21 protein-coding genes and 4 tRNA genes are annotated in these 26,444 nt (G+C 41.8%); 13 read left to right on the top strand and 12 right to left on the bottom strand.

Annotation, left to right across the window (positions count from 1 at the left end):
* Positions 1-239 precede the first annotated feature (239 nt).
* The gene (gdhA, locus tag QNM16_RS03330) at positions 240-1,583 is read right to left on the bottom strand and encodes an NADP-specific glutamate dehydrogenase (RefSeq protein ID WP_284019158.1); all 1,344 of its coding nucleotides are present in this window, start codon (positions 1,581-1,583) and stop codon (positions 240-242) included.
* 544 nt (positions 1,584-2,127) lie between these two features.
* Between gdhA and QNM16_RS03325 the strand changes: the two genes are divergently transcribed.
* The gene (locus QNM16_RS03325) at positions 2,128-3,003 is read left to right on the top strand and encodes an SDR family oxidoreductase (protein WP_284019157.1); all 876 of its coding nucleotides are present in this window, start codon (positions 2,128-2,130) and stop codon (positions 3,001-3,003) included.
* A 144-nt stretch (positions 3,004-3,147) separates the two neighbouring features.
* Here the strand turns inward: QNM16_RS03325 and QNM16_RS03320 are convergent, their stop codons facing one another.
* The gene (locus QNM16_RS03320; protein WP_284019156.1) at positions 3,148-3,831 is read right to left on the bottom strand and encodes a hypothetical protein; all 684 of its coding nucleotides are present in this window, start codon (positions 3,829-3,831) and stop codon (positions 3,148-3,150) included.
* 990 nt (positions 3,832-4,821) lie between these two features.
* Here QNM16_RS03320 and QNM16_RS03315 point away from each other — a divergent pair.
* Positions 4,822-5,628: a hypothetical protein gene (locus tag QNM16_RS03315; RefSeq protein WP_284019155.1), complete on the top strand. Its 807-nt coding sequence runs from the start codon at positions 4,822-4,824 to the stop codon at positions 5,626-5,628.
* Between the two features lie 193 nt (positions 5,629-5,821).
* Here QNM16_RS03315 and QNM16_RS03310 read toward each other — a convergent pair whose 3' ends face one another.
* Positions 5,822-7,063 carry an amidohydrolase family protein gene (locus QNM16_RS03310; RefSeq protein WP_284019154.1) on the bottom strand — a complete coding sequence of 414 codons (1,242 nt, stop codon included), beginning with the start codon at positions 7,061-7,063 and terminating at the stop codon, positions 5,822-5,824.
* Positions 7,064-7,073: 10 nt separating this feature from the next.
* Positions 7,074-8,459, bottom strand: coding sequence for an amidohydrolase (locus QNM16_RS03305; protein WP_284019152.1), 1,386 nt, complete (start codon positions 8,457-8,459; stop codon positions 7,074-7,076).
* 473 nt (positions 8,460-8,932) lie between these two features.
* On the opposite strand from QNM16_RS03305, the gene QNM16_RS03300 reads away from it, so the two are divergent.
* On the top strand, positions 8,933-9,280 hold the full coding sequence (locus QNM16_RS03300) for a DUF3718 domain-containing protein (RefSeq protein WP_284019151.1): 348 nt from the start codon (positions 8,933-8,935) through the stop codon (positions 9,278-9,280).
* 55 nt (positions 9,281-9,335) lie between these two features.
* Here QNM16_RS03300 and QNM16_RS03295 read toward each other — a convergent pair whose 3' ends face one another.
* Positions 9,336-10,028 (bottom strand): DUF445 domain-containing protein, encoded by a 693-nt coding sequence (locus QNM16_RS03295; RefSeq protein WP_284019150.1) that lies wholly within the window; start codon positions 10,026-10,028, stop codon positions 9,336-9,338.
* Between the two features lie 126 nt (positions 10,029-10,154).
* Between QNM16_RS03295 and QNM16_RS03290 the strand changes: the two genes are divergently transcribed.
* The gene (locus QNM16_RS03290) at positions 10,155-11,009 is read left to right on the top strand and encodes a fructosamine kinase family protein (protein ID WP_284019148.1); all 855 of its coding nucleotides are present in this window, start codon (positions 10,155-10,157) and stop codon (positions 11,007-11,009) included.
* A 76-nt stretch (positions 11,010-11,085) separates the two neighbouring features.
* Positions 11,086-11,289: a CPXCG motif-containing cysteine-rich protein gene (locus QNM16_RS03285; RefSeq protein WP_023399951.1), complete on the top strand. Its 204-nt coding sequence runs from the start codon at positions 11,086-11,088 to the stop codon at positions 11,287-11,289.
* Here QNM16_RS03285 and QNM16_RS03280 read toward each other — a convergent pair.
* Positions 11,286-11,927 carry a riboflavin synthase subunit alpha gene (locus QNM16_RS03280; RefSeq protein ID WP_284019147.1) on the bottom strand — a complete coding sequence of 214 codons (642 nt, stop codon included), beginning with the start codon at positions 11,925-11,927 and terminating at the stop codon, positions 11,286-11,288. The genes QNM16_RS03285 and QNM16_RS03280 overlap by 4 nt on opposite strands.
* Before the next feature lie 137 nt (positions 11,928-12,064).
* Here QNM16_RS03280 and QNM16_RS03275 point away from each other — a divergent pair, with 137 nt between their 5' ends.
* The 7 genes from QNM16_RS03275 (at position 12,065) to QNM16_RS03245 (ending at position 18,209) form a co-directional block, all read left to right on the top strand.
* Positions 12,065-13,426 (top strand): MATE family efflux transporter, encoded by a 1,362-nt coding sequence (locus QNM16_RS03275; protein ID WP_284019146.1) that lies wholly within the window; start codon positions 12,065-12,067, stop codon positions 13,424-13,426.
* Positions 13,395-14,381 (top strand): DUF3080 family protein, encoded by a 987-nt coding sequence (locus QNM16_RS03270; protein WP_284019145.1) that lies wholly within the window; start codon positions 13,395-13,397, stop codon positions 14,379-14,381. Before QNM16_RS03275 ends, QNM16_RS03270 begins: the two co-directional genes overlap by 32 nt.
* A 101-nt stretch (positions 14,382-14,482) precedes the next feature.
* Positions 14,483-14,559 (top strand) — tRNA-Val (locus tag QNM16_RS03265).
* 36 nt (positions 14,560-14,595) lie between these two features.
* Positions 14,596-14,672 (top strand) — tRNA-Val (locus tag QNM16_RS03260).
* A gap of 31 nt (positions 14,673-14,703) precedes the next feature.
* Positions 14,704-14,780, top strand: a tRNA-Val gene (locus QNM16_RS03255).
* Positions 14,781-14,813: 33 nt separating this feature from the next.
* Positions 14,814-14,890, top strand: a tRNA-Val gene (locus QNM16_RS03250).
* Positions 14,891-15,560: 670 nt separating this feature from the next.
* The gene (locus QNM16_RS03245) at positions 15,561-18,209 is read left to right on the top strand and encodes a DUF2339 domain-containing protein (protein ID WP_284019144.1); all 2,649 of its coding nucleotides are present in this window, start codon (positions 15,561-15,563) and stop codon (positions 18,207-18,209) included.
* Positions 18,210-18,263: 54 nt separating this feature from the next.
* Here the strand turns inward: QNM16_RS03245 and QNM16_RS03240 are convergent, their stop codons facing one another.
* The 6 genes from QNM16_RS03240 to bioB all read right to left on the bottom strand — a co-directional run bounded on the left by QNM16_RS03240 (position 18,264) and on the right by bioB (position 24,973).
* Positions 18,264-19,151 carry an NAD-dependent epimerase/dehydratase family protein gene (locus QNM16_RS03240; protein ID WP_284019143.1) on the bottom strand — a complete coding sequence of 296 codons (888 nt, stop codon included), beginning with the start codon at positions 19,149-19,151 and terminating at the stop codon, positions 18,264-18,266.
* Positions 19,152-19,248: 97 nt separating this feature from the next.
* Positions 19,249-21,111, bottom strand: a complete 1,863-nt coding sequence (locus QNM16_RS03235; protein WP_284019142.1) for a S8 family serine peptidase — start codon at positions 21,109-21,111, stop codon at positions 19,249-19,251.
* A 258-nt stretch (positions 21,112-21,369) separates the two neighbouring features.
* Positions 21,370-22,047, bottom strand: coding sequence for a dethiobiotin synthase (gene bioD / locus QNM16_RS03230; RefSeq protein ID WP_023401731.1), 678 nt, complete (start codon positions 22,045-22,047; stop codon positions 21,370-21,372).
* Positions 22,047-22,799 (bottom strand): methyltransferase domain-containing protein, encoded by a 753-nt coding sequence (locus QNM16_RS03225; protein WP_284019141.1) that lies wholly within the window; start codon positions 22,797-22,799, stop codon positions 22,047-22,049. The genes bioD and QNM16_RS03225 overlap by 1 nt, the downstream gene beginning before the upstream one ends.
* Entirely contained in the window at positions 22,796-23,929 is a 1,134-nt protein-coding gene (locus QNM16_RS03220; protein WP_284019140.1) for an aminotransferase class I/II-fold pyridoxal phosphate-dependent enzyme, read from the bottom strand. Before QNM16_RS03220 ends, QNM16_RS03225 begins: the two co-directional genes overlap by 4 nt.
* Entirely contained in the window at positions 23,930-24,973 is a 1,044-nt protein-coding gene (gene bioB / locus QNM16_RS03215) for a biotin synthase BioB (RefSeq protein ID WP_284019139.1), read from the bottom strand. It abuts the gene before it with no gap.
* A gap of 113 nt (positions 24,974-25,086) precedes the next feature.
* Here bioB and bioA point away from each other — a divergent pair, with 113 nt between their 5' ends.
* On the top strand, positions 25,087-26,376 hold the full coding sequence (gene bioA, locus QNM16_RS03210; RefSeq protein ID WP_284019138.1) for an adenosylmethionine--8-amino-7-oxononanoate transaminase: 1,290 nt from the start codon (positions 25,087-25,089) through the stop codon (positions 26,374-26,376).
* The last annotated feature ends 68 nt before the right edge of the window (positions 26,377-26,444 follow it).

Genomic DNA, 26,444 nt, shown 5'->3' with positions numbered 1-26,444 from the left:
ACCCCTTGATCGTTAAAAGCTGGGGGTTTAGTCGCCAAATAGGATGCGATATAGCCCCTCATTAAAAAACCCATAAGGTTAATCTCTGACTGAGCTTACTCTAGAGCAGCTCGTTGCACATAGTACCGAGAATTGCAAAACCTTAACTAGACGACAAGACTAATCCTTTAATTAAAGCAAGATTTACGTACTGTTATAAAGCTTAAGGCAAACACGCACCTTAAGCTTTTAACTGAAAACTATACAACACCATACGCGAGCATGGCATCTGCAACTTTAATAAAGCCTGCGATATTCGCGCCATCTACGTAGTTAATTTGGCCATTTTTGCTGCCGTACTTCACGCACTGGTCATGAATTTGCTGCATAATGTCATGTAACTTTTGCTCTAGCTCCTGCTCAGACCAAGACATACGAATACTGTTTTGTGACATCTCTAATGCAGATACTGCCACCCCACCCGCATTTGACGCTTTTCCTGGCGCGTACAACACACCGCGCTCAGAAAATATTTGCACAGATTCTGGCGTACAAGGCATATTCGCACCTTCCGAAACCGCAATACAGCCGTTGTCAGCCAAAGTTATTGCATCTTGCTCAGTCAGTTCATTCTGAGTCGCGCATGGGAATGCAAGTTCAGCTTGAATATGCCATGGCTTTTTACCTTCGTAGAATTCACAAGTGAACTGCTCTGTCAGTACACTAAGACGTTTCCGTTGCCTTGTTTTTACATCTTTAATTATATCCAACTTAGTCTGATCTATGCCCTCAGCGACATATAAAGTACCACTAGAATCAGATAGCGTAAGTACTTTGCCACCGAGCTGGATGATTTTCTCAGCGCAATGCAATGCAACATTTCCAGAACCTGAAACCAAACATGCTTTACCCGCTATCTCTTCTTTTTGATGCGCTAGCATCGCTTGCATGAAATAGGCATTACCATATCCTGTTGCTTCAGTGCGAATTAAGCTGCCGCCAAATTCAAGCGACTTACCAGTTAACACGCTTTCAAACTGGTGCGTTAATCGTTTATATTGACCAAATAAGTAACTGATCTCTCGAGAACCCACACCAATATCACCAGCAGGCACATCCATATTTGGCCCAATGTGTTGATAAAGCTGCGTCATGAATGACTGGCAAAAGCGCATGATTTCACGATCTGATTTCCCTTTTGGGTTAAAGTCTGAGCCCCCTTTGCCTGCACCTATTGGCAGTGTTGTTAAGCTGTTTTTAAATGTTTGCTCAAACCCTAAAAACTTTAAAACACTCAAATTAACCGAAGGGTCAAAACGAAGTCCTCCTTTGTACGGTCCAATTGAGTTATTAAACTGAACCCGATACCCACGATTTATACGAATATTACCGTCGTCGTCTTCCCATGAAACTCTAAATGAAACCACTTTGTCCGGCTCAGTCATTCGTTCAAGAATATGCGCCAATTTATACTGAGGGTTTTTATTAATGAATGGAATTACAGACTCCGCCACCTCTTTTACTGCTTGATGAAACTCAGGTTCATGTGGGTTACGCTTTACAAGTCCTTCCATAAAGTGTTCAAGTGTCAAATCATCGTACATATTTCTACCTTTTAGCAGTTAAAATAGCCGTATTATTGATATAAACGACTTTTCAATATTTGGTATTAATAAGGTTACCTCAGTATAGCTAACCCAACTTCTTGAATTTTTCGAACATGTCATTCGTAAAATCTGATTAAGCACAGCAAGAACTGAGTAAACATCATGTTTAAAATATAGCCTGTTTTGCGGCTTATTTTATATGACCGGAGAACAAGTAAACCGCATTCAATCAAATTGATCTCTCGACACTTATATAGCAAAAGTATTTAGCTTTTATTGAAAACCAAGATAATAAACCGATTTTTAATCTCTTGAAGAAGAGCCCGTACAATAACGCCACCTCTTCTCAAGCACTTTGTATAAACGATGCTTTTGTGACATCTTTCAAAGCCATTGCACCATTTCCAAAAAAACGATTAGGCTAACCAAAACATTCTATGTAAACGAATAAATAGCGCTAATATTAGAAATTTTCAATCTAAAAAATTAAACATAAGATAGCTCCATCAAAGCAAAAACTTAATAAACTGGAGAAATGCTTATGTCTAATATTCTTATCATCGGTGCTGCTGGCCTAAACGGTATTGCAACTATCAAAGCCCTTTTCGCAAAAACGGACCTACAAGACACCATTATTGCTGGCGTACGAAGTAATGAAAAAGCCCAAGCGCTAAAAACCCAGTTTCCTGACCTTGAAACTCGCATTATGGATATTGAACAGCCAGAAGCGCTGGCCGCATCAATGCAAGGCGTAGATAAAGTCTTTTACATCACAGGAAACGTATTTGAACGTGAGCAACATGCTAAATTGGTGATTGACGCAGCTGTAGCATCGCAATCAATTAAGGACTTTGTGTTTTACTCAGTATTTGGCGCAGAATATGAAGCCATTTTGTTTGGCCGCCAATTCCGCTTTGGAGAAAAGTACTTAGAGGGGTCAGGACTCAACTGGACACATCTACGTACTATTTTCTTTCAAGATAATTTACTTGGTTGGGCCGACGGCATCAAACAAGGGGCACTTTACCTTGGTACTGGAGAGGGTAAATTCGCACCTCTACTAGTGTCTGACATCGGCGAAATTGCAGCCAATGTTTTAACATCAAACGAACACAAAAATAAAGCCTACAATATCACAGGCCCTGAGCTATTAAGTGGTGTGGATATAGCCAATACTTTCAGTGAAGTGTTAAACACAGGAGTCGCTCATATCTCACCAGATAATAAAACCACTTTGGCTTCATTACTCGATACTGGTTGGCCACAATGGCAAGCAGAAGGATTAGTTGAACTATTTAACTTATTCGCAGATAACCATGCAGCGGTTGTCAGCCCTGATGGTAAGGCACTACTTGGTAGACCGCTGACGACACTTAGGCAATTTATCGAACAAAACCGTGAGGCATTTAGCTCATAGTGTTTCAAGTGAGTAGATTTGAATGAGGTGATGTAACAACGTACTTTAGATTACCTCATCAAACCTACAAAAGAAGTCGCCTACTCAGCTTAAATACCAGCGGTGGCGATCTCTTAGGTGAATAGCTTTAGTACTTTAATTGTTCTAGCAAGAGGACTTATTGAGGTTTTCTAACTTTTTAAGCAATAAATTGATATATCCTCTGCATAAAAGCACGACATAGATAAACACGAACGTATTTGTCATGTGCAGTAGTAACCAGACTTGCTCAAAGTTAAACAAATACCCAACCATTTGCACTATACCAGCCAATGAGAAGACAAAATAAAATGCAATCAACAACCTATGAGGAATAAGCCCATACTTTGCATCTTTCAGAGAAAGCAAAAACGATTTATCCGACAAGCAAGCTCTGACTACATTGGCTTGATAAAACAGGATCTGAGTTAGATACAGGGCTCCTACCGCAGATGTTACCCCCGCATCATCGACTAATCGATATGAGAAAAACAAGGCAAAGGGTAAAAAGTGAGGAAGTGTTCGCCAAAAACCTGTATATGTATTCGTTAAAGCTTGCTTGTAGCGCTCAATTAAAGGCCCTAGTAATAATGGGGATGCGTGGATAAATGCGATTGCAAACCAGGGGATCTCAAACTCCTGCAAACTCATAAACTCTACTGCAGGTGATAAAACCATAAGCCAACACAATGCAAGCTCAAGCCGTTGAAACTTAGGTAAGCCTTGCTGTATCGATATCAAAGAAACCGTAATCAAAAAAACAATGACAACACTTGATAAATAACCAATTTGTAAAACATCTACCAACACACTTTAAAACCTCAACATTCTTTACTTCTAAAAGTCACCCACTAACCTGTGTTTAATGTAGCGTCTAGTGACAGGTTTTCAAATTAAGCACCTGAAACAGCTCATTTCCTATTGTGACTCGCACAGCTCACTTTACTAATAATTTAAATGCGTGTCATTAACATTAGCAAATGAAAGAGAAAAGAAAGTTATTAGGTCGAGTCATAATTTAGGCCAACTATTTTGAGCTGTTCTGAGCTGTCACTCTGAAAACCTCCTAGCTTATATTAGCCAGCTGAGCCGACTAAAACTACGGTAACAAGCCCGCTTTTTAAAGTCAGTTGACACTGAAAGTAGACCTAGATCAAATTTAAATTTATTTTTTAAATTTTTATAAATTAATTTTTCGCATTAATCCGCTTATTTTTACAAGCAAAAATTTCCACATTCATAAACTTCAACCTCTCAATAGGATAATTAATGAACACACCATATTAGTTTGGATAACATTCGCTACTTACCACCTCCATACCAAGCGTTAAATATAGTATATTTATATTAAAGCTTTTTAATAACTTATAGTGACAAAAAACACTTTCATAATAGTCAAAAATCACATTATCAAAATATAAAATAAATTAAAAACAACAAAACCAAGAATAAAAAATTTAAAAATTGCAAATTCTGCATATGAAAATAATCATCAACCATGCTCCAACATCTAGGGGTTTACACACCAAAATTTACCCGTTAGCTTATTTAGCAATCAGCAACGGTTGTCGTTGAGAAGCCACAGTTTTAGAGCCCAGCTAACAGCTAGTTTCTTACTCAATCGTACGTTTTTATATGGCAATAACTTTTAATGTAGCAGATATAAAAATTGCTGATAAAAAAGAATTCGGCGCATGAATAAATTTATATTCAAGATGAAAAACCTCAATTAAGGAATGCATCTGCGTCAGACAATTACTCAGGATAAAATACTTCCTGTAAAATATAATGGAGTTACCAATGAAACTTAAACTACTAGCAGCGCTTACATCAGGTCTATTAGCTACTTCAGCATTTGCTCAAACAGTTGTGCAAGACTTAGATGGATATAACAGAACGACAGTATACGCAAATGGCGCTGTTGACCGTATCGTAACGGACTCTTTAAGCGCTCGTAGCTATGAGGCGTGGATTTATTTCAGAGAGTCTGGTTCAGAATGTACTACAGGTACAATCTTTGACGAATTAACTGGCCAGACATACGGCTCTGTAAAGTTTGGCACAGCAGGTCCTGGCGCTGCGCGTGTTGATACGGTTCACTTTAATGGTGGCTTCTCTGATGAGCAAGTAAAACGCAATCGTGTGCTTGCTTTAAACTGTCAAAACATCGAAGGTGAGCAGTTCAAGGTATATCACAAATTCTCAGCACTACCTGTTATCACATGGGATACTAACTTAGTTGGTGTTGGCGAATATAAAATGCCTGACTGTACAGGGGCAAGCTCGCATTGTGGCGGTCGCGGTTGGTACGAGCAAGTAAGCTATACATCATCACTGCACATTGATAACAAAAATGAAGATACATACTGTACAGCAACTATGAATGACGGCTTCACTTCACGTGTATTTAATGGCTATGACAGCACGCCGCTATTCCACACAAACCACTATGGTCTTGAAAACGCAGTATACGATTACTCTGGCCCAGCGTTCAGACAAGTTGTTACGTGCCACAGCCCTGTAGGTCAAATTCAACGCACACAAGTGTGGGTTGTTTCAGGTGAAAACGATATCAACCTTGAAGTAGATTACACTGTATATAAGTAATCCATACTTCTAAAACCTCAAAAGAAGTGCCTAGCACTTCTTTTTCTATTTCAGCCCCACTACTTGTCCAAATGCTATAAAACCAAATATGCATTCACATTCCATCTGACAGCATGTAAAAGTGAAAGCAATCGCTTAATGGCGCGCCAATAAAAAAGGCGCCAACAGGCGCCTCTATTCATTATTTACAAATTTACTTTGTATAGCCACGCGGCATCGATGAATCTTTGGTGTAACGCTCTGTCAATTTGTCATGACGAGACTCTGTGGTTACTTGCTCACCATTAATCCAAATAGTGTCAACACGTGTACTGAACTCGAACGGATCAGCTGTCCAAAGTACAACGTCAGCGCGTTCACCTTTAGCAATCCTACCGCCTTCGATACCAAACGTATCAGCAACATTTACTGTCATCGCTTTTAAAGCACCGTCATGTGACATGCCATTTGCTACAGCAATACCTGCATTGAAGCGCATCTGATAAACATTATGGCTACCATCACCAGCAACATTTAGAATGACTTTAACACCTGCTTTTTCAAGTGTACCGGCATTACCTAAATGTGCATGTAGTGCATCAAAACCAGTTGGTAAGTTAGATACCGCACTCACAATCACTGGTACTTTTGCTTTCGCCAACTCTTCTTTTACCAATACAGCATCATCTGCACCGTAAATGACAAGGTTTAGCCCAAACTCTTCTTTTAGTTTGATTAGCTCAAGTAGTTGTGAAGCACGTGATGCTGACGCGACTACTGGCAGCTTGCCATTTAATACGTCAATCAGAAGCTTTTCTTCAGCTGAAGGATCTTTATCTGCTTTTTTGTCTTTTTTAGCTGTGAGCTTTTTCTTTTGCTCAGCTAGCTTTTTAGCAAACGCTTGAACAGCTGCTGCACGAGAGCCATCACCACTTGCCGCACCTAAGTCTACGATAAGCGCAGTTTTACGGTCAGTAACACTACCAAACTCACCTGATAGATCAGCAACAAAGCCAAGACCCATAAACACACCACTTTCACCCCAAGGTAATGATGGAATGCTCAAGTTTTGCGTTACGCCACCTTTTCTTGCATAAGGGATCAAGCTAGATCGCGGGTTAAACGCCGAGCTTGGATCAAACTCTAAACCTGATTTATCGTACGCATCAACTGAACGAGAAACTGCACCGACTTCAACCAAACCTAAGTGGTTCATCGTACCGATAAGGCCTGGCGTTAGCACTTTACCTTGTGCGTCAACAGTCACATCAGCGTTAAATGACTTCGGATTTAGGGCTGTAATTTTGCCATTTTCAATCACCACAGTTGCGTTTTCTAGTACACCCTGCTTTGTTTGCGTGTGTACAGTCGCATTTGTAATCGCTGTTACTTGCGCAAATACCGCTGATGAGCTCAGTAATGCACCAGTTAGAATAGATAATTTAAACTTGTTCATTGTGGCTCCCCTAGCGCTGACCTAACATAAAATCACTAACTGCTTGGTACTTACTATCATGGCGGTCATATACTTTTGCACCATCAATAAATACTTTTTCAGCTTTTGAATACACGCTAAATGGACTTTGGTCCCAAATAACAACATCTGCTTGTTTGCCAGCTGCAATTGAACCTGTCAAATCTTCAATGCCCAGTGATTTTGCTGCGTTGTAAGTGATCCACTTAATTGCATGCTCTTCTTTGATATCAAAACCAACTTCATTTGCTGAATACATCACTTTTGCAGCTTCATGATTCAAGCGTTGAATGGTTGTATCAGAATCAGAGTGAATAACTGCACAAGAGTTTTTGGCTGCATCAACAATGGCGACATTTTCAAGTGACATGTCATATGCTTCCATCTTAAAGCCCCACCAATCTGGCCAAAGTGCAGCACAGTTACCATTCTCACCTAGTAAGTCTGCAATTTTGTATGCTTCAATACCGTGGTGGAATGTACCTGCGTGATAACCAAACTCTTTAGAAAGGTCAATCATCATGGCCATTTCTTCAGCTTTGTAACAGTGGTTATGGATTAAGATTTCGCCGTCAAGTACGCCGCGTAGCGTATCCAGCTTAATATCACGATGTGGTGCATCTGGGTTTAAGCCCGCAGCATATTCTGCATCGTACTGTTCCCAAGCACGCTTATATTCTGTCGCTTCAATCCAAGCTTCGCGGTAGCCTGCCATGTTACCCATACGTGTTTTTGGTGCAACACCTTGACCACCATATACGCGTTTAGGGTTTTCACCACACGCCATTTTCAGACCGTACGGGGCTTCAGGGAACTTCATGCCTTGCATAGTTTCTGATGGTACGTTTTTAAGCGTTACCGCTCGACCACCAAATAAGTTTGCAGATCCAGGTAAAATTTGTAATGAAGTAATACCGCCTTCACGTGCACGGTTAAAACCAGGGTCTTGTGGCCATACTGAATGCTCAACCCATACTTGTGCAGTATTAGGGTGGATCATTTCATTACCATCTTGGTGAGACTCAACACCTGGGTTTGGATAAGCACCCAAGTGTGAATGGTTATCGATAATACCAGGTGTTACCCATTTGCCAGCAGCGTCAATTGTTGCATCAGCATTTACGGATAAGTCTTTGCCTACTTGGCTAATTTTACCATCAACAATGTAAACATCAGCATCGTTGATTCTTTCACCTGTGCCCGTTAACACTGTCGCATTAGTAATTAATGTACTTGTCTTTGAATGAGGCTGGTAAGTGCTTGGATATGGATTTTTCTCGATTGTGACTTTATCTTTTTGAGGACCAGTGTCTTGCTGGCATCCTAAAAGAGCGGTGCTTAGAGCAAGCACGATCACAGAGGGTTTGAACATATTCATATTTTCGTCTCTGTAGTTTTTGTGACTGTAGTTATCAAAGAGACTGTAGCGAAAATTCACAAAAATTTCGATGTAAAAACCTCAAAATGCCATAAATTACGATAAATTACGTGAGAAATTGCAATATTGTATAACAAACAGGCACGCCCCTTCTGTTTTCTGAGCAAATAACATACACACTTGCACACACTTATACATACTTTTGAAATAGGTTTTAATAAAAATAGGAAAAGTAGCTAAAAGCGTTAAAACATATCGATATTGAACTGTTAACCAAATTTTATTTGTAATTTTTTTCGGCTGTTATGAAACAAATATGAGGTGTTTTTTCATTTAAGTTAGATGGACTTACAGTTGCAATAATACAAATACATAATTCCTTACATTCGTACAATCTTCCCTTACAGCATTTTATGCCGTTCAGGCCAATACTCTAGAGGAATCGCACTTAACGACCTGCTTGGAGAACAACGATGAAAGTATTATTAACTGCTGCACTAACTGCGCTAGTATCTATGTCAAACGCACATGCTGTTGAATTTGTTGCCGCTGACGACAGTCATGCAACCAAACTTTGCATGGCATTCGCATCGGATCGCCCACATGTGATGTTGGCAGCAATGCGCGGACAACACACCGCGAAAACACGTATAACCACGAAACTAGAATGCAACGATATGAGTTTAGATGAGTTTGCGAAGACTTATAGCCTTACTCGAAATGCTAAGTTTATGAAAATCGACTTAGAAACCAAAACTTCTATTAAAGACATTGCAAAAGCAGAACATACAATGCCAGTTGTTTTATCAGGCTCTAAATAATGAGCGAGCAAAAGGTGTGCATTAAATACAAGTAATGCACACCACATAGAGTACGTTACAAAACACTCGCCAATAAACCGAATACACCGCCAAAAACACCGCCCCAAACAACCAACCAACCTAGATGTGTATGGATCATGTTTTGCACAATATTTTTCACCATAACTGGCGTTAACTCAATTAGCCTTTCATCAACGGCATGTTCAATGGCTGTACGGATCGAGTCTAAAGACTGCCCACTTGTTAGCACCCCAGAAATTTTATCTTTGAACTCTGGCTGCTCACTCATTTCACGCAAGGCTTCTTTCATTTTTTCAGTAAAAGTATCACGCATTGGCTCAATAGCTTCTTTGCCCCCCACCATTGCCAGCATCGCTCCAAACTGTGAGCTTTCGATGACTTGCACCAACTTATTAAAAGCAATCGATAAGTCTGCATGCTCAATGACTGGGTTTAAATCTATGTCGATTTGATTTTTTTCTGCGAAGCTTTTGAGCTTATCTTGATTAAAAAACTCATCTAATATGAGCTCTTTAATGGCAATTTTAAACTCTTTAAATTTTATTGTTATAACACCAGAACCATATAGACCGGGTACTTTTTCAAATAACATATGAACCGCAAGCCAATTGGTGACGGCACCAGAGAGGGCAAACAAACCCATGGTAAAAACTAAATCATGATCTAAAGCATAACCAAACGCGACCAATGCAGCCGCAATCAGGTTTGTGATAACACTTTTATTCAATGTGAACATCCAAAACATTTCAAAACTGTGGCTATTCTATTCGATTTAAATTTGCACTCAAGTATTTGTGTTATAGCCAAAATCGATCATAGTTAGATAAAGTGCTCACACCCCACCGGGCTGACTATGTGGAACCTAGTAAACCAGTACATTAGTGAAGCGATTCACGACAATTTTGAATTTACTCGCAAAACACAGCTACCCAGCAACCACAAGTCGAAAAACTACCAAATTGAAAACGACAGGCACCGCTTTTTAGTAAAAGTGGACCATATCAGTGCCTTAGAACGCTATGAGTGTGAAGCCGATAATCATGCATTACTCACCAGAGACAGTGATTTTTTGGTCGCCGATCCCATCACCATAGGGTCAAGCCTTGAGTATTGCTTCAGTGTTTACGAATGGCTGCCTTCTCAACCAGATAAAGAGAACTGGTACTTGTGCGGTGAAACACTTGCCAAAATGCACAATAGACATGAACAAGAAATGTTTGGTTTTGAGCAAGACAACTATATTTTAGGCTTAGCCCAACCTAATCAGTGGCATAAAAAGTGGTCTGTGTTTTTTGCCGAAGAGCGGATCGCTTGGCAATTGCAATTACTACATGAAAAAGGCATAGAGCTCGTAGAAATAGATTATTTTGTCGAGTACATAAAGCCGCTAGTAAATCACCCTGTTCAACCCTCATTGCTACATGGATTTTTCTGGCGCGGTAATATTGCTTTTTCCAATGATAAGCCAAGCGTTTATTGTCCTGCTTGTTACTACGGCGATAGAGAGGTAGATATTGCGAATAGTGAGCTATTCGCACAACTGCCTAACGCGTTTTATGCAGGATATGAAGAAACTTATCAAATAGACAAAGGCTACCAACTGAGAAAGCCTATTTATCAATTATATAGCTTGCTTTGTCATGCAAATGTCTTTGCTGGTGACTACCTCACCCAATCAAAACAGCAAATTGAGCTCATCTTAAAATAGCTGTCATCGCGCGGTAATAATTGCAAAAACTGCTATAGTTAATAGTGGAATTCAAGGCGGTTGTTGGAGCCATATTATGAAGCAGCTGTATAACCAAAGGATCAGCTGCCCCCACTGTGGTCATCATATTTTTGTTGATTTAGATATCAGTGAGGGCGACCAAGATTTTTATGAAGATTGCGCCGCATGTTGCAACCCAATTCATTTGAACATGCACATCGACGAAGCAATCAACAAATTGGAGTTACGAATTGACAGTGACGACGAACAAATTTTTTAACCCATTGGGCTTAAGGTATTTTTACGTAAATAATGCTCGACCGTGTTGACGATAGTGTAAGTTTGCTGATCGACTTCAATGTTGAGCTTATCACCTGATTTAATCTTGCCGATATTGGTGATGGCAAGCGTTTCAGGAATTAAATGTAACCAAAAGCCTTGCTCGTCTACTTCACCTACAGTTAAACTCGCGCCATTAACAGATATAAAACCTTTATAAAAAACATATTTTGACCAGTTGGTATCTAACAGCAGTTTTATTTTTACATTGTCAGCTGTTTTAATCACGCTATCTACGATTGCCATATCATGGATATGCCCAGAGACAATATGCCCACCTAATTCTGTGCCAAAAGTGACTGAGCGTTCAAAATTTACTTTATCACCACATTTAAGTAAGCCTAAATTGGTTAACTTTAATGACTCATCAATGACATCAAAGCTGACTTGACCAACCACATCAGACTGACTAGCCTCAAATTGCACGACGGTTAGACAGCAGCCATTCACAGCGATACTGGCACCAATGGTAAGTTGCTGTAAATGCTCGTTGCCAACAGATAAGACTAAACGCATAACGCCATCATTTAATGATGCGCTAACCACTGACGCTTGAGTTTGAACAATTCCAGTAAACATGTTTTTTCCGAGGTAAAAATTATGCCGCCATTCTACCTGATGCCCTGCCCTGTCGAAACATATTTACACACTTATTTCGTAGATAAAAATGACAAACTTCAATAGAATGCCTTTTTTTAGAAATACTGAGTTTTAAGATGAAGTTTGAACTCTGGGAAGCCAAAAAGTTAATTAGACTTGCCACACCCGTTCTATTAGCCCAAGTGACTCTCGTGATGATGTCTGTTGTCGATACCATGATGGCAGGACAAGTGAGTCCAAACGACTTGGCTGCGCTCTCCATTGCAACTGGCGCACTCAACCCCTTGATGTTTTCTTTACAGGCTATTTTATTAGCGCTTACCAGTATGGTTGCCCATAGCGTCGGCGCCAATGATCAAGACAGTATAAAACGGTATTTTCAGCAAGGTTTATATTTGGCATTGATGCTGTCTTCATTAGGATTTATTGCAAGTTATTTCACGCCTTATTTATTTGCTAGTACCGGCACAAGCCCTGAAATTGCCCAAATGGCACAAGATTATATCGATTATGTTAAATATGGTCTCGTTGCATTTTTAGTCTTCTCAGTGTACCGAAATGTCACCGAGGGTATGGGCAATACTAAAGTTGCTTTTTATATCGGCTTACTCGGTCTGGGCATAAACGTTATCGCTAACTACATCTTTATTTATGGCAAATTAGGTATGCCTGCCTTGGGCGGTGCCGGATGTGGTGTTGCCACCAGCATTGTTATATGGACTATGGCCATTGCACAAATTTGCTACAGTATGAAAAGCAAAGAGTTGAAGGGCAAATGGCTGATCAGTGATTTTATGAAGCCGCACAAAGAAACCATTTTACAGATCGCGAAACTCGGGTTGCCTATCTCATTTGCTACTTTTTTTGAAGTGACGTTATTTGCATGTATCCCATTATTTATTGCTGATTTAGGTGCTGTTGCCGTATCTGGGCATCAGGTCGCCGCGAGTGTAACCATGATCTTGTTTATGTTGCCGCTTAGTTTATCTATGGCTATCGGTATTAGGATTGGCAATATCAGCGGACAAAACAACATTGAACGATTGGTCAACGCAACCTACACCAGCTTTATACTGGCCGTTGGTGTTGCAGCCATTGTTGCTTTAGGCACCTATCTGATCAGACATGACATCAGTTGGCTTTATACACAAGAAAAAGAAGTTGCCATGCTCGCATCGAGTATAATTATACTTGCCTGTGTTTATCAGTTACCTGATGCACTGCAAGTGTCTGCAAATGGCGTTTTACGTGGCCTAAGATACACCAAGCCTATTACTGGGGTAACCTTTATCTCCTATTGGGTAATCGGCTTTACGCTTGGATACGTATTAGCAAAAACAGACCTAATAGTACCAGCGATGGGACCGACCGGCTTTTGGGTTGGTATCATTGTTGGTCTCACAGTGGCTGCTGTGCTATTGATATATTTTGTGAGGAGAAAACTCGTTGAAATGCAAACTGCTGCTCTTAGCACTTAGCACGGTTTTGTTTGGGTGCACACCAGCACCCAGTGACACAAACCAAACGTATACAGAACGCCTTGGCAAGGTGTTCAGTACCGACGGGTTATCTATCGGATCGCTGAGTGTACTGCCACACTCAGTCCTCGACAAACCAAAAGCCAGCTACTCCATCTCTGTTATAGATCTTGCCAAGCTCGGACACTGCCGTGTTTCTACACACATTGCCAATCATAACAATCAATTAGGCAAGCTAGCCAAACCAAGCGAACAATTTAAATATAATCTTAATTTTATCCGTTATGCGCAAGCATGTATTGACGACGACAGGACACCACGAGATGTGCAGCAAGCCTTAGCACTTGCAAGACAGGAGAAGCTTGCTCAGCTCTACCCTATGCTGGCTTACGTATTTTCCAATGAGAAAGAACTCAATCAGTTTTATACACTGACATTCAGTGAGGTTCAGCGTGAAACTAGCCAAGGAGAAATTCATGCCTTGGAAGCTCTAAATACGCTAAGCAGCTTAATAGATAGCTTAAGTGAACCAAACCAAGCCAATGGCGAGATGCTGACAGACGCCCTTGAGAAACTAAATAACAATAATTATGTGCAAAGCCTGATCACCAGTACCAGATCCCAAATTGCTTGGAATCAAACAACCACAACTTGGCTCAACTCGTTAGACATAGAGAATAAAGTCTGTCCTGCTGGGAAAAACAAAAAGCGCGCTCAAGTACTCAATAATGTATTTCAAAAGTTCTACATTCAAGATATTCAAGCGTATCAATCACAACTAGTTAAACGTTTACATGATGTGGAGCCCCACTTTGAAACTTTCTCGCGTAAATTTGGCCAACAAGACTACCCTAATGTCATCACGCCTTTATTGGTTAAGTTAAAGCAATCAGCTAAGGAGCACGTTTTTTGGTGGCAAAACTTCTACAAAGTGTGCAAAGTTAGTCCGTTGTGATCGAAAAAACCGCAGACAAACAAAAATTTAGCAAAGATACTTGATCCATTTCGCAGAGCACTATATATTAGCCGCCGTTGCCAAGAAACACGGCACATTGTACGACCGTAGCTCAGTTGGTTAGAGCACCACCTTGACATGGTGGGGGTCGGTGGTTCGAATCCACTCGGTCGTACCAACTTAATTTAGTTAAGTTTTAAAGTTCTAATATGATACGACCGTAGCTCAGTTGGTTAGAGCACTACCTTGACATGGTAGGGGTCGGTGGTTCGAATCCACTCGGTCGTACCAACTTTAACTAAATTAAGTAATCTTCTATAGTACGACCGTAGCTCAGTTGGTTAGAGCACCACCTTGACATGGTGGGGGTCGGTGGTTCGAATCCACTCGGTCGTACCAACTTAACCTTGTTAAGTAACACACATCTATAGTACGACCGTAGCTCAGTTGGTTAGAGCACTACCTTGACATGGTAGGGGTCGGTGGTTCGAATCCACTCGGTCGTACCAAGCTTTTTCTCTCTTCTTTCTATCAAATTTACTAAATCGCTATTTGCTACCCTGTCGTAAACTTCAATATATTTCTACTATAAATTTGCATGCGTTTTTCGACTAATGTCCATAAACACTAGGCCCTGAAACCAGTTTAGGGTGACAAATGTAGCGACTACTTAATCTGGTCGATTAGCTGGTGACTTTTATACGAATATAAAACTCGTCGTCCCGGACTTGCTCCGGGACCCATACTGAGCTTGAAGCTGGCGATAAGCGGTTGGCACCTGCTAAAACTGCTCATTTCACCTTGCGTAAAGAGAATGCCTTCACTTCGCTAGCAGTCATTAGCCCTTTGAAAGAACAAAATTCGGCTTACGCTTTTTAAGATTTGTGCCTCTAAAAACTGGGCCCTGAAACCAGTTCAGGGTGACGAATGTGGCAACTCTTTAATCTGGTCGTTCAGCAGGTGACTTTTACACGAATATAAAACTCGTCGTCCCGGACTTGTTCCGGGATCCATACTGAGCTTGAAGCTGGCGATAAGCGGTTGGCACCAGCTAAAACTGCTCACTTCACCTTGCGCTAAAGTAACATTGCTCCGTAATGTGTATTTTGCACTTAACTTGATAATTATCTGTTTTTAAAGCAAACTCATCTTACCTCTCTAGTATTTTAAGGAAAAGGTATGGATACTGAGTTGTTTTCCTTTGCATTTAATCTGTTTTTGTTTGTGGGGGTTGTGATTGCTTTTAAAGATCGCGCTCGTATAGACAAACTCGCGAAAAAGGTTATACATCTTCAAAAAATCATCGACTTTCAAACAGCGCAGATTGATAAGCTCAAGCAAGCGTTGAGTGAGTCTGCCCCAGCACCCCGCTCCACTGATGAGCCCACAATACAAATTGAATCAACAAAACCTGATACCGTGCAGGCTGACAATGTAGAGCCAGCACACTTATCTACCCCAGCAAAGCCGGACGTAAAAAGCCCGCCAAAGCAAGCGCTTCAAAAGCAGTTTACACTGCCCGAGTTCAACTTAGAAACGCTACTCAAAGGCAATGGTATTTTCTGGTTGGGCGCACTTATTTTATCTATTGGTGGGATTTTCCTCGCCAAATATTCGATTGAAGCCGGCCTTATGCCACCGGCTGTGCGTGTTGTTTTAGGCGCATTGTTTGGCTGTGCGCTAGTAGTAGGTGCTGAGCTGGTTAACCGCTTTAAAACTAAGCTCAATGTGAATACGCCCTATATCTCTGCGGCGCTTGCCAGTGGCGGTGTGATCACCTGCTTTGCTATGGTTTTGGTATCATTTAATCACTATCACTTCTTACCCGCCAACCTCGCCTTTGTCTTTTTAGCGGTTATAGCCTTGTGCGCAACTTATTTGGCGCTACGCTTTGGGCCTGTGCTTGCGGGCATTGGGATCATCGGTGCGTATGCTGTACCGGCGCTTGTCTCGACTGGGTCTAATAATATTGGGGCATTGTTGTTGTATGTCGCCTTTGTGTCTTTATCTGCAGTGTGGGTTGCGGATTACGTCAAACAAAAGTGGCTGTGGTGGCAAAGTTTTGTTGGCCATTGTGTGTGGTTTATCGGTGCCATTGTTTTAGGTGATAAAGGTGACTTTGCTGCCATTACACTTTACACGGTTGCAACTCTATATTTTTATGTGCTCTCAAACCTACTTGGTTGGCGGCTTAATTTAACCATGCATAATCCACTGCCCATTAAGTCATTATTGATGGCAAGAAGAGAGCAAGTCGCAACCCTTATCACCCTGTTTTTGTTCGCCATTTACCTGATGTTTTCACCCGTTTTCAGTCACATGGTGATAGCTGCTTTCATTGTCGCTGCCATCGCTTTTGCTTCAGCTTACAGGCATAGTGCCCTAGATACATGGCCATATTTGGCGCTGGGTTTTGCTTTGTTTATGTTTGGCAACATACATCATAAAGTCGATTTTAATGACATCCTCTATCCATTTACTGGCAAGTATTTGTTTATTCAGATCGCTGCCTTGTTAGGTATGGCATTTAGCGTAGTGATGGTCAAACGCGATGCAGTACGCCATGCTTATTTACTGCTACTTGTGTTAGTGCCACTAAGCTTATTTGGTCTTAGCTATATTTCACTGCCTGTGGACAGTGACGCCATCCTCTACCCTGTTTGGGCATTTGAACTCCTGCTCATCGCCGCCGGCGCAGCGTTTGCGGCTGCCAAATCATCGGTACCGTTACAGCGTGTGACATATTTAGTGTTAGCAAATGCCATGCTGACTTTATGTTTGACCATGTTGTTATCAGCAAGCACGCTGACCTTGGCTATTACGGCGCAAGTCGCATCCATGAGCTATTTAAGCTGGAAATACAAGGTTGAGATCCCTGACTGGCTGTACAAAGCAGCTTTACTCGTTGTGGTTACTCGATTGTCTGTGGCCCCTTGGGTTGCTGATTACAAACATGAAGCCATTTTAGGTATTCACTGGACACTCATCGTCTACCCAATTGCGATTGCTTTAGTCTGGTTTGCTGCAAAATATAACCCATCAAGAACGCTTAATACGTGGTTTATGGGTGTATTTATTCACTTATGTGCGCTACTTGTCACCACCGAAACCAGCTATTTATTAGTCGGAGATTATCCTAATTTTGATAATTTAAGCTATCAAGAAGGCGTGGTGTTATCCCTAAACTGGTTAATTCTAGCGGGCGTATATTATTGGCGCAGCCAGCTAACGCGCAATCTGCAAAAACTGTATATGATTGGTGGCAGCATTTTACTCGGTGCAAGTACGCTAATACATGTGCAATTCTCCGTGTTTGAAAGCCCATTTGTATACAGCCAAAATGTAGGTGGCTATGTTATAAACTGGTTGTGGCTCCAATGGCTTGCACCTGTACTATGCCTGTATGGGTTTATGCATTTTAAACTTGTCAAAGCACAGTTTAACCGTTTTAATTATGTGGCAATGGCCATATTTGGCTTTATGTTTATCAACGGTGAAATACGCACCTTGTTCAATGATGGCTTCATCAACTGGCATTTGGGGATGAAAGAAGCGGAGCTTTACACCTATTCAATTGTCTGGTTATTGATCTCAACCACAACCATTTTTGTCGCGCAGCATTTTAACCATAAACACTTAATCAATATTGGCTTTATTGGTCTCGCCATGGTGATTTTAAAAGCCTTTATGGTCGATATGTCTAATCTTGAGGGGCTGCTCAGAGCCTTGTCATTCATTGGCTTAGGTTTGTGCTTGGTGGGTGTGGGTTGGCTATTTCAAAAAATGCAGCCAAAATCCGCCACCAGCGCTTCAGGCAAAAAGGATTAATCACAAGTTATCATAAGCGAGTGCAGGTCACTCGCTTTTTTAATCACCAAAAGATTAACCTGAGCTTTGATTTTTACTAGGTAGGACTTCTGCAAAACCGTCATCATACAAGTCAATCACACTTTCAAAGCCGTATTTTGAGGTCCAACCCAATTCACTTTGCGCTTTAGATGAGTCATAAACTCTGTCTAAGCTTTGTGGTAAAGACCAACCTCGCTGTTCAAACACCGCCACTAATTTTGGTGATCGTACACGTAAAACGGCCTCACAATCGTTAAATAATTGCTCACAGCAGCTGGGATCAAACGGTGTTTTGCCAGAAATAATAAAGCGATTAAAGCCAGGCAACCTCTTTTCAATGGCGCAGCGGTGAGCGCTGGCCACATCACGGTAGTCTATTCCTCGATTTAACCGATACTGCGCCATTTGCTCAACTGGCTCTGGAAAGCATCTCGACATTTGCAATACAGTTACGGGAAAATCACGCGCATTGCTTATCGCCTCAAGCGTAACCTCTGCGGCAATTTTAGTATGATGATAGATGGTTTTAGGTAAAGGTTTGCTCTGCTCTGTCACCCACCCTGCTCGCCCATTTGGTGTGCTAGCATGTCCGTATAATGCCGTAGTACTGGTAAACACAAACTGCTTTACGCCATTTGCAACGGCAAGCTCAGCTAATTTTGTGGTTGCTACAACATTCACTTCATGAAACATCTCGTCACTTACATGGCCGATATGCGGTGCATGGAGTGCCGCCGTATGTACAACCACATCAACGCCTTTAAGGGCACGATGTAAAAGCGCTTCGTCTCGAATATCGCCGATAAAATCTGCGGTTGAACAAGGTGTGCTGTCTAACCCCACCACGTGATAGCTGCGTGCTAGGTGAATATAAATGGCTCGACCAACGCGTCCGGCAGAGCCTGTAACTAAAACCTTCATAAACCACTCGATATGAATATCATTGTTTTATTGTAACAAACGAAAAAAGGCCTTTAAATCGGCCTTTGGGAGTGACTCAACAAAGTAGCTTTGAAGATTAGTTTAAGTTCTTTTTCTTAGTGACTTTGTCTGTATGGCCAAGTACACGAATTGACCAATTGGTGAATGTACCCGGTTTGCTATTATTCTCGATGGTATAGCGGCTGCGTGGTTGGCCAAACGGGTCGGTAACTATCGTGCGCTGTTGATCATTCATATCCGTAATATGTAGCTTCCATGTTCCAACAGATCTTTCATCCCAGAATTTATAACTAAGTAGTTTATGATCATCATAACCAAGCAAGCTCTTTTCAGATGGCGCGATATAATCTGTGTTTTGTCCAACCAGATTATTATTTGGCGACATCAATATACTGCGAGTGCCACTTGGTGATTCTAACTCGACTTTTAAATCAGTAATACGGCCATGTTCAGCACTTAAACGTACTTGCACGCCCTCAATAAACATATCTTCAGTCACTTCTATTTCTGAGGTGGTCGTGTGTGTAATATCTTCTAAAATAGGCTTGCTAAAGGTGTCGTGCTCGCCAAACCATCGCGTTTTTACAAAATCTGCTGGTAAATTTTCAACGGCATAACGGCGAATAAGCTCTGCAGCTTTATCAACATCGACTAGGCCAAAGCCATAATAAGGGGAAAACTCAACACCCGCAGCATTGCTAGACCAGCCTTCCAATGCCACCACATTAGACAACTTAATGTCTTCCATATCTCGGTTTACTTTGGTTGCCGTATTGGCCAGTAAGTGTCTGATATCTCTTGCGGTCAAGTTGTGACCTTGCTGCTCAGCAGCTGACATGAGCAGCGCCACTGCACCTGTTACATTCGCTGCCGCAGACGATGTGCCATTTACGCTGAAATAATAATCTTGCGGACCTGTACATGTCTGTTGTTGGCCCTGATATTGCTGACGCCAATCACAGCTTAATGTCGTGGTCACCATACCTGGCGTGTTGCGATCTGCCCCCGCCGGCGCTGTAACAAAGATATTACTGCCCACCGTAGAGCTATTGGTTAACCTGCCATCAGCACTCACGCCACTGACATTAATTTTCCAAAAGCTGGTTAAATGGCCGCTATTTGCATTGTGAAATGGAAGACCGCCATTATTTGTTGCATAGTGATATCCCGGCGTATCTATGCCATTAGGGCCATACGCATTTATTAATGTCCGGTAGTGACCATTGCCCGCAGCCTGAACAAAAAGTGCGGTACGTTTGTCTAGCTCTGTTGATAATGTGACGCGCTCCATCACCTCATCTCTAAGTCTAAAGTTCACCATTTGAATGGTTTTGCCAGTATCAGCATCTGTGGTTGTATACGCATAGTTGTAAGGCGTACTATGCACAGGGGTTACCCCAAAACTGGTATTAAAAACTCGGGAGTTTTGCGCAATCGAGGTTTTGCCATTTTTCAGGCCAACACCACGATGATAAGCCCACTGCTCATGACGGCTCATGTATGAACCCAATCTATTGTGCACAATGACGTCTGCTTCAGGGGCGACGCCTCTGATCCCAACATCGTTTTGCACAGCTGCAATCAAACCAGCCATGTATGTGCCATGTGCTGATGCCCAGGGCTCTGTTGAATCAATACTGGGGTCAAAAATTAAGTTGTCGATCAAATCCAAATGAAGCTCATCTACACCTGTGTCAATCAGCGATATTTGCACGCCTTGGCCTTTGTGCCCCCAAAGGTGCGATTGCCACAAGTTCAAGTCGTGCCCTGCAACTGTATTATCAAAGCTGCCATCATTGAGTAAATTCCATTGTAGAGATAAGTAAGGATCCCCGTTTGGGTCTAACCAACGGTGTTCATAAAGGCGATCTGTTGCACTTGCATTGACTTGGCAGGAGAGCAAAATCGCTAAACTGATTGGAGCAAACTTATATTTCATAGCATTTTCCTTTCTTTTACTGATAATGCTCGAAACGTCGTAAAGATATAAAGATAACGAGGAAATTTATAATCTATTAGTTTAATAAGTAACAAAACATTTATTTATGATTGAATGTAAAAATTACTTTTTAAAATAATTAAATAGATGATTTTAAATCAACAAGCCGTAACTTAAATTTGATGTTTGGCAGGGTTTTAAAAAATAACCTTCATAAATATAAATAAAAAATATGAAGGTTATTTTTTAATATAAGTATTACACGCCAAGTAAGCTATTTAGCGCTGAGTGCACTTGCATCTTAGCTTTTTCTTCAGAATAAGGCGTGACAGCTAAAAGCGGAAAATCAAGGCGTTGCTTTAACGTCTCTAAGTTCGCGTCATACTCTGCCATATTTGGATCAATTTGATTGGCAATCCAGCCAACACATTTTGCCCCTGACGCCTCAATGGCTTGGGCCGTTAAAAAGGCATGATTTAAGCAACCTAACTTCATACCAACCACAAGGATAACGGGTAGGTTTTGCTCTGCAACCCAAGTGGATAAAAAGTCTGTATCATTGATTGGCAATGCCCAACCGCCTGCGCCTTCCACCATGGTGAACTCAGCACCTAGCGTAGACACATCAGCCAGTTTGTTGGTCAAATCCTGCTTTGAAATATGTACATCAACACGACTTGCGGCAATATGTGGTGCTATTGGCGGCGCAAAGCAAAACGGGTTAATTTGCTCATATGTGCCGTGCACATTGGCCGCTTCCATTAAAGTTAAAGCATCTTCGTTGACCAGCTCACCAAACGCTTCTTCTGCACCGGCAGCAATGGGTTTAAAACCAAGGGCTTTTTTCTTTTTTGAGACAAGATACTTCAGCAGCAAACTTGTGACATAGGTTTTGCCAACTTCAGTATCCGTACCGGTAATAAAAAACTGACTCATTATTTTGTTAACTCCAAAAATGCCACCTCGTAACTAACATGGGCGAAGCCATCAACGAGTGGATAGGCTTTTAACAAGGCTTGATAACTTTCTTTACCCACTAAGCCACGACGCGTATCTGTATTGTTTAACTGGTTTGCACCTATGCTTTTTACCGACTTAAGCGCCTCGCGTGGGGTGTTGTAAATATCAACCAAGCAGCGTTTACTCATCGACCGGATCGAAAACCCAGCTTGCCTTGCAATCTGCTGTATGTCTTCAAATCGCGTGAATTGGTTTACATGGCAATGACCATCTACACCCTGCCAAGCTTTAGCAATTTCACGTAAAGAGCCATCAATAACAATGGATAAATGCGCACTGCCACCAGCTTTTAACACGGTATTCAAACGCTTAAATAATGTTGGTAAGTCACTGCTCCACTGCATCGCAAAATTACTAAACACACATTCAACAGACTGAGCTTGCAAAGGCAGTGCATCCATATCCGCACACACTTTCAAGGCGGATTCTGGACCTTGTTTTAGCATGCCTTCGCTCAAATCCAATGCCACTAACGTATCGCACTTTTGCGACAATACGCCATGATGTTGCATTGGCCCTGCCCCCAAGTCCAGCATGGTATTGTAGCGACGGTTTAAACCGGCAAACAGAATTTCGGCTGAGCGCTGTTGCACATTGGCGTGCTTAATGTACTGAGCAGACGCGCGTGAAAACTTATCTGCAATATTCAGTTTTAACATCGCACTCATATTACCTCCTTGAGGCATTCAACCAAGTATTCGATGTCAGCTTGCTGGTGCGCTGCGGTCAGTGTTACACGTAATCTAGCCGTATTGTGTGGCACCGTTGGCGGCCTAATTGCAGTCAGCCAAATACCTTTTTGTGCAAGACTTTGCTGCGCATTTAGCGTGCTTTGCGCATCGCCCAATACAATCGGCTGAATCGCACTATTTGATGCCTGCACTGGAATGCCCGCATCCCTACAAAGTGCTTTAAAGTGCGTAATGTGACGATGTAGTACCTCACGAGCACTACCGCTGTCACATAATCTTGATAACTGCGTTGAGGCAATCTTAGCTAAAGCTGGCGACATGGCCGTTGAGTAAGTGTATTCACGGTTAAACTGTACCATGTAATCAATCACTCTTTTGCTTGAGAGCACGGCAGCGCCTTGACACCCCATGGCCTTACCGAATGTAATCACTAAAATATCAGGTCTCACACCGGACTCAACAGAGCCTAAACCGTTTTCACCGCATACCCCGAAACTGTGGGCATCATCAATCATCAACCAAGCGCTGTGGGTATCAGCCAAAGACTTCAGCTCATGCAACGGCGCACCATCGCCATCCATTGAGAAAATACCTTCACTGACAATAAGCTTGTTTTGGACACGTGTTTTTTCCAAACGCGCACGCAAATGACCCATGTCGTTGTGATTAAACCTGACTAACTTAGCGCTGCTGTTCAGCCCACCATCAATAAGGCTGGCATGATTGAGCTTGTCTTGAAACATAGCGCTGTCTTGGCCAGCTTTATTATCATGAAATAAAGTGCTGAGCACACTAAAATTCGCGCCAAAGCCACTGGCAAATAGCATGGCTCTCTCGTAGCCAAGCAACTCACACAATTTAGCCTCGAGCAATCGGTGGGTGCGCTGATATCCAGTGACCAAAGCTGAGCTTTTACTGCCAGCAACAAAGTCACCAGAAATAGCTTGATCTCCAAGCGCTAAATAATCATTACTGGCAAAGTTTAAGTATTGCTGCCCATCAACTTGGATATGACGAGCAGACACTTTATCTATGCAGGTACGGCGACGCTGCAGCGCGTCACGTGCTTTGTCTTCTAGCGCTTGATCTATAAATTCAAACGCCATTTATTTTGCTTCGTAGAATAGCTCTGACGTTACTTTGTCTGCAATTGCAGAGTTAAGAGACGCTTCATACGCTTCATCTGAGTAGTCTTCACGCGTCTCAGGCTTCATACCTAGCTTTTTAAGTAGGTTCATATCCGCATCTGCTTCAGGGTTTTCTGTAGTTAGTAGCTTATCACCATAGAAAATCGAGTTTGCACCAGCAAAGAAACACATTGACTGCATTTGCTCATTCATCGCAGTACGACCTGCTGATAAACGCACATAGCTCTCTGGCATCATGATACGTGCCACAGCAATAGTACGGATGAACTCAAAATGATCTAAATCATCCACATCTTCAAGCGGCGTACCCGCTACTTTAACCAGCATGTTAATTGGTACACTTTCTGGTTGCTTTGGTAAGTTTGCTAACTGCATTAATAAACCATAACGGTCTGCAGCCTGCTCTCCCATACCCACGATACCACCAGAACAAACCTTCATGCCCGCATCGCGCACGTGATCAATGGTGTTTAGTCGGTCTGCGTAAGTACGTGTTGTGATGATCTGCTCGTAATATTCAGGTGAGGTATCTAGGTTGTGATTGTAATAATCAAGACCTGCATCTTTTAGAGCATGTGCTTTTTGATTGTCTAGCTTACCTAGGGTCATACATGTTTCTAGACCAAGTGCGCTAACTTCTTTAACCATTTTTTCAATGTATGGCATGTCTCTGTCTTTTGGATCTGACCAAGCAGCACCCATACAAAAACGCGTTGCGCCCTTTTCTTTTGCCAATTTTGCTTGGTTTACAACCTTTTCAACTTCCATCAGTCGTTCTCTTTCTAGGTCTGTTTTATAATGACCTGACTGTGGACAGTATTTACAATCTTCTGGACATGCGCCTGTTTTAATCGACAGAAGAGTAGAGATCTGGACTTCATTTTGTTTGAAGTTTTTGCGATGTACGCTCGCAGCATAAAATAGTAAGTCGTTAAAAGGCATTTCAAATAATGCTTTTACTTCTGCGTGTTTCCAATCGTGACGAACGATGCCATATTCCATAACTTAATCTCTTCTTTTTCTGGTTTTTTTCGCCAGATAATTTGACGGTGATTGGCTTAGTCTACTTCTTGCTTTAGTATTGTCAACGAGTGATGAGCAAACAAGGTTTACAAATGAACAAAAATCAACCAATCGATCTGAATTTTGACAAAGCCCACATCTGGCATCCCTATACGTCAATGATCGATCCGCTGCCTGTTTATCCAGTGACACACACAGATAAAAACCGCATATTTCTAGAAACTGGTGAGTCTTTGATAGATGGTATGGCCTCTTGGTGGAGCGCCCTGCATGGTTACAATCACCCAAAACTTGTTAAAGCAATGACCGAGCAAGCCAGTCAAATGAGTCATGTGATGTTTGGCGGCATTACTCATGCGCCTGCTGTCAATTTATGTAAAAAGCTCGTTGAGATCACACCTGAGCCCCTGCAAAGGGTATTTTTGGCAGACAGTGGCTCTGTGAGTGTTGAGGTGGCCATTAAAATGGCTTTGCAATATTGGCTGAGCCAAGGTCATCACTCTAAAAATAAATTAATGACTGCCAAAAAAGGCTACCATGGTGATACCTTTGCTGCGATGAGTGTTTGCGATCCAGTCAACTCTATGCACAGCATGTATCAAGGCTTTTTACCTGAGCATATTTTTGTTGACGCACCGAAATCCAAGTTTGGCGAAGAGCAAAACGACGCTGAACTAGTCGCATTAGAAAATACATTTAAACAGCATCACAATGAGCTTGCAGCCTTCATCATTGAGCCAATTGTGCAAAATGCTGGCGGCATGAACTTTTATAATGCCAAATATCTTAAAAAGCTCCGCGAGCTTTGCGACGAATACGACGTGCTGTTAATACTTGACGAAATTGCCACAGGCTTCGGTCGTACCGGTAAAATGTTTGCTTGTGAACATGCTGACATCGCACCTGATATTTTGTGTATAGGCAAAGCATTAACAGGTGGATGTATGACGTTATCAGCCACTTTAACCACAGACAAAGTCGCGTTGGGAATAAGCCAAGGTGAAGCAAAAGTACTCATGCACGGCCCAACCTTTATGGGTAACCCACTAGCTTGTGCAACGGCAGTTGCGAGTCTTGAATTGCTGGAAGACACAGATTGGCATGGCAATGTCACCCGCCTTTATAACGCAATGCAAGACTTACACCGCTGTGAGTCATTCGAAGCAGTCAAAGAAGTCAGAACACTCGGTGCCATTGGGGTTGTTGAACTACTTGATGTAGTCGACGTAGCAAAAATTCAAAAATTCTTTATCGAAAAAGGATTATGGATCCGCCCATTTGGCAAACTGATATACATTATGCCTCCTTATATCACTTCTAATGAGGATATTGCTCAGTTAATCGACGGTATCTATCAAGCGATTGAGCAAAAAGCCTACTAGAATCATAGGATGTCAGCTTACACACCACGTATGGGCTGACACCTTTTATCTCCGCAGTGATTATTTCT

This window comes from Pseudoalteromonas umbrosa (assembly GCF_030125375.1).
In the GTDB taxonomy this organism is placed as follows: domain Bacteria; phylum Pseudomonadota; class Gammaproteobacteria; order Enterobacterales; family Alteromonadaceae; genus Pseudoalteromonas; species Pseudoalteromonas umbrosa.
The sequence above is the reverse complement of the archived record's forward strand: the minus strand, read 5'-3'. Positions and strand labels throughout refer to the sequence as shown.